Genomic DNA, 7584 nt, shown 5'->3' on the forward strand with positions numbered 1-7584 from the left:
CTGAAAAGGTGATTTTCGATAAGATCTCCACAGGTGCCCTGAGCGACCTGGAAAAGGTTACCAAACAGGCACGTGCTATGGTTACTATTTACGGTATGAACGATGAAATCGGGAATCTTACCTATTACGATTCTTCAGGCCAGAGTGAATACGGTTTTACCAAACCCTACAGTGAACAAACAGCACTGATTATCGATGAGGAAATTTCCAAAATTGTCGAAGAACAATACCAACGTGCTATTGCAGTCTTAGAAGAGCACAAGGACAAACTCACGGCGTTGGCAGAGCGATTATTGGAAAAAGAGGTTATCTTTAAGGAAGATTTGGAAAAAATCTTTGGCAGAAGGCCATTTGAAAAGCATTTTGACCAAAAGGGGCAGGAAATCCCAACAGAAACCCTTACCCCTGAAGAGTCTGCCGAAGAAAATAAATAACTCCCAGCTGCGTTTTTTATTGTAGGAAGGACGCTATGCGAAGCTAAATACCGCGAATGGGCCTTTTGGATAAATTATTTGGAGGAGGCAAAAAAAAGGTTTCCAAGGAAACCGCAGAAACCCGTGGGGTGCATATGCCAGACCTTCAGCTTCCCGTAGACGAGAAATTTACCATCCACTTCAAGAAAAACGGGGGTAAGTTTTTGTATTGCGATTCATTTGAGGAAGTTTCCCAGGCCCTGAAGAATATCCAGGATGAAAACGGGTGGCAAGACCATCCTTTCTTTACCCTCAATCCCCGGCTGGAAGAACGATTTGCCAAAGAGCCCCTGAAGTTCACCAAGAACGCCAGGGAAAGTGAGGTCTTCTTTACCACCTGTGAACATCTGGTGGCGCAAAATGGTTCCATTTTGGTTTCATCCAACCAGTTGAAGGAAAAAAAGATCAATGAGGTTCCGGAAAATGTGATTGTCTTTGCTACTACCAGCCAATTGGTAGAATCCATTGGCGAAGGCTTAAAATCCATTAAACGCAAATACAAAGGTGGCATTCCCGGAAACATTACTACCATTAAGCATTTCCAGGCAACAGAAGAAAACGAAGATGATTTCCTAACTTACGGGAGCAGTTCCAAGCACTTGTACCTACTACTGCTGGAAGACCTTTAAGATGAAAGAACTATTAAGGAGACTCATTACCGGGGCATTGTATGTCATCCTGCTGCTTTCTGCAATATTTCTGAGTTCAGACGCCTTTGATTTCCTTTTTATGGTCTTCGGACTGGCCTGCCTGTATGAATACAAACGACTGGTTCACCTTAGAGGCTATTATGTCTTTATTGCCTATCTGGGCCTGTGGTGGGCGTATATTTACCTCATTCAGGATAAAGTCCTTATCAATATCCTGATGATGCTCACCTTAACGGTAAATGTTGCGTTGTTGTTCTACCTGTTTTCCAAAACGCGTAAACTCCACTTTACCCATCAGAAATTCCTTACCGGCCTCTTTTATATCGGGGGAGGCTGTATTTTTCTCACCATGATCCCCTACAAGGACAATGCCTTTGCAAAGTACCTGATCATGGGGATCTTTATACTGATCTGGGTAAATGATTCCTTCGCCTACCTGGTCGGAAAATCTATAGGGAGAACCAAACTATGTCCTTCCATTTCACCCAAAAAAACCGTTGAAGGTTCCCTTGGGGGCCTGGTTTTTACCTTGTTGGCATCTTATTTTCTTGCCCGTTTTGAACCTATTTTAACTTCCACACAATGGATTACCCTGGCCGCGGTAATAGTACTCACAGGCAGTCTCGGAGATCTGCTGGAATCCAAACTCAAGCGCCATGCTGGGGTCAAAGACAGCGGAGCCATTCTTCCAGGTCACGGGGGCATGCTAGACCGCTTAGATAGTCTTATATTTGCAGCACCATTTGCCTATTTAACACTCAACTTATTTTCCTATGTTTCATAAGGAAGGCCAACGGATCATCTTAACTACCTTCTTCATCACGGCGGCAATAGTACTTATTGCCCATTTTTATGTTAGCCTGCCCTGGCTTAAATACGTGCTCCAGGGAGGGGCCCTGGTCATACTGATCCTGGTACTGCAATTTTTCAGGAACCCGAAGCGGGTGGCAATAAAAAACTTTGACGAAATCCTGGCACCAGTAGATGGGAAAGTTGTTATTATAGAGGAAGTTGAGGAAAAGGAGTATTTTAAGGACAAAAGGCTACAGGTTTCAATATTTATGTCCCCTATCAACGTGCACGTAACACGATATGCAGCCAGTGGGGTCATAAAATATTCAAAATACCATCCCGGGAAATATCTTGTGGCCTGGCACCCGAAATCAAGCGAAAAGAACGAACGTACCACCGTAGTCATCAACACCCCTAAGTTTGGGGATATTCTGTACCGACAAATTGCTGGTGCCGTAGCAAGGAGGATCGTAAACTATGCAGAAGTGGGTGACCATGTTCAGCAGGGCGAGGACGCCGGGTTTATCAAATTTGGCTCCCGGGTGGACGTTTTATTACCGCTGGACAGCGTGATTACCGTCAAAATGAATCAAAAGGTAGTTGGGGCGAAGACCTGTATTGCCACCCTTAGAGAAGATAATGAGTGAGGACCGCTTACAAAAGGAATTCCAGGAAGCCGTAGCCTATATTAATGGGTATACGGACCCCTTGCCTGCCGATTTCCTGTTGAAGTTATACGCCTACTATAAGATCGCCAATAAAAACTACGACAACCCCGGGAGCAAAACACCCCTGATCAATGCATTTAAGGCAAATGCCCTGATACAAGCGAAGAATATCAGCAGGAAGGAAGCCATGCAAAATTATATCGCCCTGGTAGAAGACCTGAAACAAAAAAAGTAAGCGCTATTCATAAAGGTTTTGCAGGTCGGCATGGCAGAGTTCCAGCATGAAATCCCCTAACTTCCGGGTAACAGACTCAAAATAACGGACCCCCTTTTCTACAGAAGCCCGCTCCGGATTACCTACCCCGGTATCTTCGCTAATTTCAGACCATTTTCTTTCTGCCCAGGCCCAGCCTTCGCGAAATCCGGCTATCTTATGCTGCCTGGCCCCACCCTTACCCCAGTTTTCACGAGGCAATACCAAATCTGGCTGCAAGTGTAGCATCAAACTGGTTTCCAACTCATCAGCGTGATCTCCTGAAGCCTCAAAAAACGTTTCCCGGTCCATAGCCTGGAACCAATTGGAAAAGCAGATCAACATTTCAGGAAATTTCAGTCCCAGTTCCCTGACCAGGGGCTTAAAATTATTCCCCCCATGACTATTGAAAATCAAAAGCTTTTTGATCCCCTGTCTGTAAAGGGTTTGGATGATATCGGAAAGGATGGCCAGCTGCGTGGAAGGATTGAGGTTGATATCCAGATAAATATCAGACTGTCCTGTATTCACACCAAAAGGGATCCCCGGTAAAACTACAACTTTACCCCCGGCCTCCCAGGCCAGCCTCGCCGCTTCTGCGGCCAGAGCCTCCCCTTCATAGTTATCCGTGCCATAAGGCAGGTGATAGTTGTGGGCCTCTGTAGCCCCCCAGGGTAATACCGCCAGGTCAAACCGGAATTCCTTTAGGGTATTCCAATTGTTTTCAGCGAGGATATAGGGGCGTATATTATTCGACATAATGGAGAATTAGAAGGCTGAGTTAAGTATAAAAGGTTTCTCTACATAAGTAAAATAAAAAGCTCCCGCAAGGGTGATCGCGAAATAGACAGCTACGATCAGACTGCCGACGGACAAAAAAGCGTTAATACCAAACCAATCCCCACTGCTCCAAATCAACCACAAGCCGGCTACACCGCGAAACAGTTCTATCCAGAAAGCACTCTGTTTACGATCCATCAAGGTGGTATATCCATAGATACCAATAAACACGTATGCACCAAATAAAAGCAAACCATCAAACCCGATATTGGTATAGTTGTAAAACATAAAGAGCAACAACAGGAGGGTAAAGAGCATTTGGAAAATAGCATACGCCTTGAGCCCCGTACTTGCCGGAGTCCTGTACCGCTCAAAATGATAGACATCTTCAATGACTTCCCGGGGGTATTTCTCGGCAACGTCCAGAGGGCGCCATCCGGTAGGCATGAACCAAATACGGAGTTTGTCCCAGTAATTTCTCGTCCTCCAGGCATCCAGAAAAAGCCTCCAAACATGCTGAAAATTGATGATTATCGGATTCCAGGTATGTGCAGGTTTAAGTACCCCATACTGTGGGGGCACCTCCTCTAACTCTTCCTGGAAGGTACCAAACATACGGTCCCAGATACAGAGGATTTGCCCGAGGTTTTTATCAATATACTCCGGGTTTATAGCGTGGTGGACCCGGTGCTGTGACGGAGTCACAATAACGTATTCCAGCACCCCCAATTTCCCGATATGCTGCGTATGGTACCAGAACTGCCCAAACAGGTGAATAGGCGCCAGGATCGCGATGACCTGGTGTGGCACCCCAAGCAGCGCAGCAGGCAAGAGCATCAGCGGGAAATAACCGATAAGGTTCGAAATAGACTGTCTCAGCGCACAGGCCAAATTAAATTCCTCACTGCTGTGATGGATCACATGTTGATTCCAGAAGATATTGATATGATGACTGAGGCGATGGTTCCAATAGCCAGCAAAATCCATGGCCAGAAATGCCACTAACCACACCATCCAGCTCGCCTCAATCTGGATAAGTGCCAGATGTTCCACGAGATAGGGGTAACTCACGATGATGATTCCCAGTCCCAGGGAATCCTTAACTATATTGGTAAGTCCGGAACTCAGGCTGCTCACCGTATCCATCACCTTATACTTTTGCCTTTTTACAAAGTAGCCGTAAAGGATTTCTATTACGAGTAAAATCACAAAAAAGGGTATGGCATACAAAAGGGCAGTTGCGTAAGCTTCCATAATGCGTTTAATCAGAAACCGGATGGTTCAGTGGTCTGGGTTTAGTATGTTGGAAATAAATGCTTTTCAAGACCGTCTTAGTTAAAGGGACCTACCATGATGTGGGCGCGATGTGTTCCCGGGTCCATCAACCAGGGCATCCCCGGTGCATGGGGTTTGTCTGGCAGTCCCGTAGATTCGGTTGTGGCGAATGGGGTGTAAATTACATATCGGAATTTGCCTTCCTTGAGTTCCCCGGTCTCAGGATTGTAGTTCTCCTGTTTACCATAAAAGACGTACAGCATACTGGGCTCTCTGGGCATATACAAGGTTCCTGCCGCGATCTCTTTTCCCCGGATCTCCCGCTTTTCGTTAAAATCCTTACCCGCTGCGGTCAGTTCCCGGCCTCGGGCCATAAAGGGCTCCAGTTTTTTTGAATAACAGCTCACGCTTATACCTTCCTTATTGGGGTCATCACCAATACATACCAGGTTGTTGTTTCCTTCCCTCAGCACCACCAGTTCCCCTGCTTCATTGTAACCGTAAACCATGGCACCATCTTTGTCTTTTTCGGGGGCAGGTAACACTGCAGTTTTGATCTGCACCTCCTTGGGGAGTAGCTGGGCATTGAGATTGTTGGCGAACAAAACCGCCAATACTACTAAAAGCGACACGTATGTTTTCATGACAATCGGGTTTGTTTAAAGATAAGGATAGGCAAACACTTTCTCAAATCCTTTCCCAGTCGCACGAGGGAGAATGTCTTCTAATTGCAATCCAGGGCATACACATCTTCCGGATCCTTGGTCCACTGGGAAGGAATATTGGCCAGTTGTTCCTGGTTCACGATAATGCACTCCAACGGATTATTTTCAATTGAAAAGGTATTCAGCTGTGTAGTGTTGGGAATGTTAGAAATATTGATGGAAACCAGTTGATTGCTGGCCAGGCTGAGTTGCTGCAGCGCCTGGTTGTCTGCTATATTCAAAGTAGTCAACACATTGTTTTCTGCCTGGATTTTTTCCAGTGAAGTGAGCCTGTTTACGCTCAGGGTAGTTAATGCATTATCTTCGACAAAAACAAATTTCAGATTTGTATTCCGGGTAAGGTCTAATGCCGAGAGGTTATTCCGGCTCACCCACAGCCCCACAAGGGCAGTAAAATCTTCTATGCCGGAGAGGTTTTCTATTCCCTTGTCTTCAATGACCAGGTCCTCAAGATTGGATATGGAACTGGTATTGACAAACCCATCGATTTCATCATCGAGGTCCAAATCGATAAGGGCCTGCTCAAAGTTGGCATCAGGGATTGGGGTACGTGCCACTTCGGGGGTATTCTCCGGTCCTAATTCATTCTGATTATTATCTGCATCTGTAGAACAGGACGTCCCAACCAGTACTGACGCAAAAAGTAAGATCACTTGTCTTTTCATAGCGATTGCAATTTTTAAATAAGTGGCTGGTTAGGAAAGGGTTGCTGTTGGATGGCAAATATAAACCATTTTACCTATTCCAGGCTCGACAAGCTTTTTTCCAGGGTCTGGATCTTTGCTTTTGCGTCTGCCGCTTTCTTTCTTTCCAGGGCAACAACCTGTTCCGGGGCGTTATTTACAAAGCGATCATTGGCCAGTTTCTTCTCCACAGAGGCCAGGAAGCCGCGGGTATAGTCCAGTTCTTCCTGTATTTTCTGGATTTCGGAAGCCAGGTCCACATGACCGGTAATAGGAATGAAATATTCATTGCTCTTGACCCGGAATGAAAGTGCCCCATCTACCTTTTCACTTACAATACGTATCTCGGGAACATTAGTAAGCTTTGAGATGACCGGATCCCAGGTGTGGCCCGCTTTCTCGGCATCCTGGAAATAGAGTTCCAGCGGTTCTTTAATCGGGATGTTCTTTTCTTTGCGTATCGTCCGTACCCCTGAAATTACCTCCCTGGCAATACGGAAACTGTCTATAAGCTGCTGGTCAACAGTACCCGGAGAAGGCCAATTCGAAATGATCAGGGCTTCTTCCGGATTGCGATCATCCATGTATTGCCAGATGGCCTCACTAAGAAAAGGCATAAAAGGGTGCAGTACCTTCAGGTTTTGCTCAAAGAGGCTTCTTACCTCCGCAAGGGTAGTTGAATCGATGGGATGTTGATAGGGGGGTTTTACTATTTCCAGCAACCAGGAACAGAAATCATCCCATATGAGCTTGTAAATGGCCATGAGGGCATCAGATATACGGTACTTGGAAAATTGGTCCTCAATCAGCTCCAGGGCAGCGTTAAAGCGGGATTTGTACCACGCAATACCAATGGCCGCAGCTTCCGGCTGTTCTATATCTGCAGCTTCCCATCCCTTGACCAGGCGAAAGGCATTCCAGATTTTATTGGCAAAGTTCTTTCCCTGCTGGCAGAGCGATTCGTCAAAAAGTAAATCGTTCCCGGCAGCAGAACTCAACATAAGCCCTACCCTAACCCCATCGGCACCATAGTTATTGATCAACTCCAGCGCATCAGGGGAATTCCCCAGGGATTTGGACATTTTCCTGCGCTGCTTGTCGCGCACCAGGCCAGTAAAATAAACATTCTCGAAGGGCCTTTCCCCCCGGAATTCGTACCCGGCTATGATCATTCTGGAAACCCAGAAGAATATGATATCCGGTGCAGTGACCAGGTCGCTGGTAGGATAGTAATACTCGATTTCTTTATTCTCCGGGTCTAATATCCCTCCGAATACGCTTATCG

9 protein-coding genes and 1 pseudogene are annotated in these 7584 nt (G+C 46.1%); 5 read left to right on the forward strand and 5 right to left on the reverse strand.

Going from position 1 to position 7584, the window contains the following annotated elements; genetic code table 11:
• The 5 genes and pseudogenes from AC4E7D_RS09075 to AC4E7D_RS09095 all read left to right on the forward strand — a co-directional run.
• Positions 1 to 434 (forward strand): annotated as a pseudogene (locus AC4E7D_RS09075) (ATP-dependent zinc metalloprotease FtsH); the annotation flags it as partial.
• A 56-nt stretch (positions 435 to 490) separates the two neighbouring features.
• Positions 491 to 1102, forward strand: a complete 612-nt coding sequence (locus AC4E7D_RS09080; protein ID WP_490173484.1) for an LUD domain-containing protein — start codon at positions 491 to 493, stop codon at positions 1100 to 1102.
• Between the two features lies 1 nt (position 1103).
• Positions 1104 to 1907 (forward strand): phosphatidate cytidylyltransferase, encoded by an 804-nt coding sequence (locus AC4E7D_RS09085; RefSeq protein WP_490173485.1) that lies wholly within the window; start codon positions 1104 to 1106, stop codon positions 1905 to 1907.
• Positions 1897 to 2562, forward strand: coding sequence for a phosphatidylserine decarboxylase family protein (locus AC4E7D_RS09090; RefSeq protein WP_490173486.1), 666 nt, complete (start codon positions 1897 to 1899; stop codon positions 2560 to 2562). Before AC4E7D_RS09085 ends, AC4E7D_RS09090 begins: the two co-directional genes overlap by 11 nt.
• A complete protein-coding gene (locus tag AC4E7D_RS09095; protein ID WP_490173487.1) occupies positions 2555 to 2818 on the forward strand; it encodes an acyl-CoA-binding protein in 264 nt (87 codons plus the stop codon). The genes AC4E7D_RS09090 and AC4E7D_RS09095 overlap by 8 nt, the downstream gene beginning before the upstream one ends.
• A 3-nt stretch (positions 2819 to 2821) precedes the next feature.
• Here the strand turns inward: AC4E7D_RS09095 and AC4E7D_RS09100 are convergent, their stop codons facing one another.
• From AC4E7D_RS09100 to AC4E7D_RS09120, 5 genes are all read right to left on the reverse strand, one after another.
• Positions 2822 to 3595: a creatininase family protein gene (locus tag AC4E7D_RS09100; RefSeq protein WP_490173488.1), complete on the reverse strand. Its 774-nt coding sequence runs from the start codon at positions 3593 to 3595 to the stop codon at positions 2822 to 2824.
• Positions 3596 to 3604: 9 nt separating this feature from the next.
• Positions 3605 to 4870, reverse strand: coding sequence for a sterol desaturase family protein (locus AC4E7D_RS09105; RefSeq protein WP_490173489.1), 1266 nt, complete (start codon positions 4868 to 4870; stop codon positions 3605 to 3607).
• Positions 4871 to 4947: 77 nt separating this feature from the next.
• On the reverse strand, positions 4948 to 5535 hold the full coding sequence (locus AC4E7D_RS09110) for a hypothetical protein (RefSeq protein ID WP_490173490.1): 588 nt from the start codon (positions 5533 to 5535) through the stop codon (positions 4948 to 4950).
• Between the two features lie 80 nt (positions 5536 to 5615).
• Positions 5616 to 6281, reverse strand: coding sequence for a leucine-rich repeat domain-containing protein (locus AC4E7D_RS09115; RefSeq protein WP_490173491.1), 666 nt, complete (start codon positions 6279 to 6281; stop codon positions 5616 to 5618).
• Positions 6282 to 6355: 74 nt separating this feature from the next.
• Positions 6356 to 7584 (reverse strand): class I tRNA ligase family protein (locus AC4E7D_RS09120; RefSeq protein WP_490173492.1); only part of this gene is annotated, 1229 nt, incomplete at its 5' end.

This window comes from Lentiprolixibacter sp. (assembly GCF_982873095.1).

Bases quoted from the DNA above. Each gene is read 5' to 3' on its own strand.
- AC4E7D_RS09090 (WP_490173486.1), top strand. From the start codon at position 1,897: ATGTTTCATAAGGAAGGCCAACGGATCATCTTAACTACCTTCTTCATC.
- AC4E7D_RS09095 (WP_490173487.1), top strand. From the start codon at position 2,555: ATGAGTGAGGACCGCTTACAAAAGGAATTCCAGGAAGCCGTAGCCTAT.
- AC4E7D_RS09080 (WP_490173484.1), top strand. From the start codon at position 491: ATGGGCCTTTTGGATAAATTATTTGGAGGAGGCAAAAAAAAGGTTTCC.
- AC4E7D_RS09085 (WP_490173485.1), top strand. From the start codon at position 1,104: ATGAAAGAACTATTAAGGAGACTCATTACCGGGGCATTGTATGTCATC.
- AC4E7D_RS09110 (WP_490173490.1), bottom strand. From the start codon at position 5,535: ATGAAAACATACGTGTCGCTTTTAGTAGTATTGGCGGTTTTGTTCGCC.
- AC4E7D_RS09105 (WP_490173489.1), bottom strand. From the start codon at position 4,870: ATGGAAGCTTACGCAACTGCCCTTTTGTATGCCATACCCTTTTTTGTG.
- AC4E7D_RS09100 (WP_490173488.1), bottom strand. From the start codon at position 3,595: ATGTCGAATAATATACGCCCCTATATCCTCGCTGAAAACAATTGGAAT.
- AC4E7D_RS09115 (WP_490173491.1), bottom strand. From the start codon at position 6,281: ATGAAAAGACAAGTGATCTTACTTTTTGCGTCAGTACTGGTTGGGACG.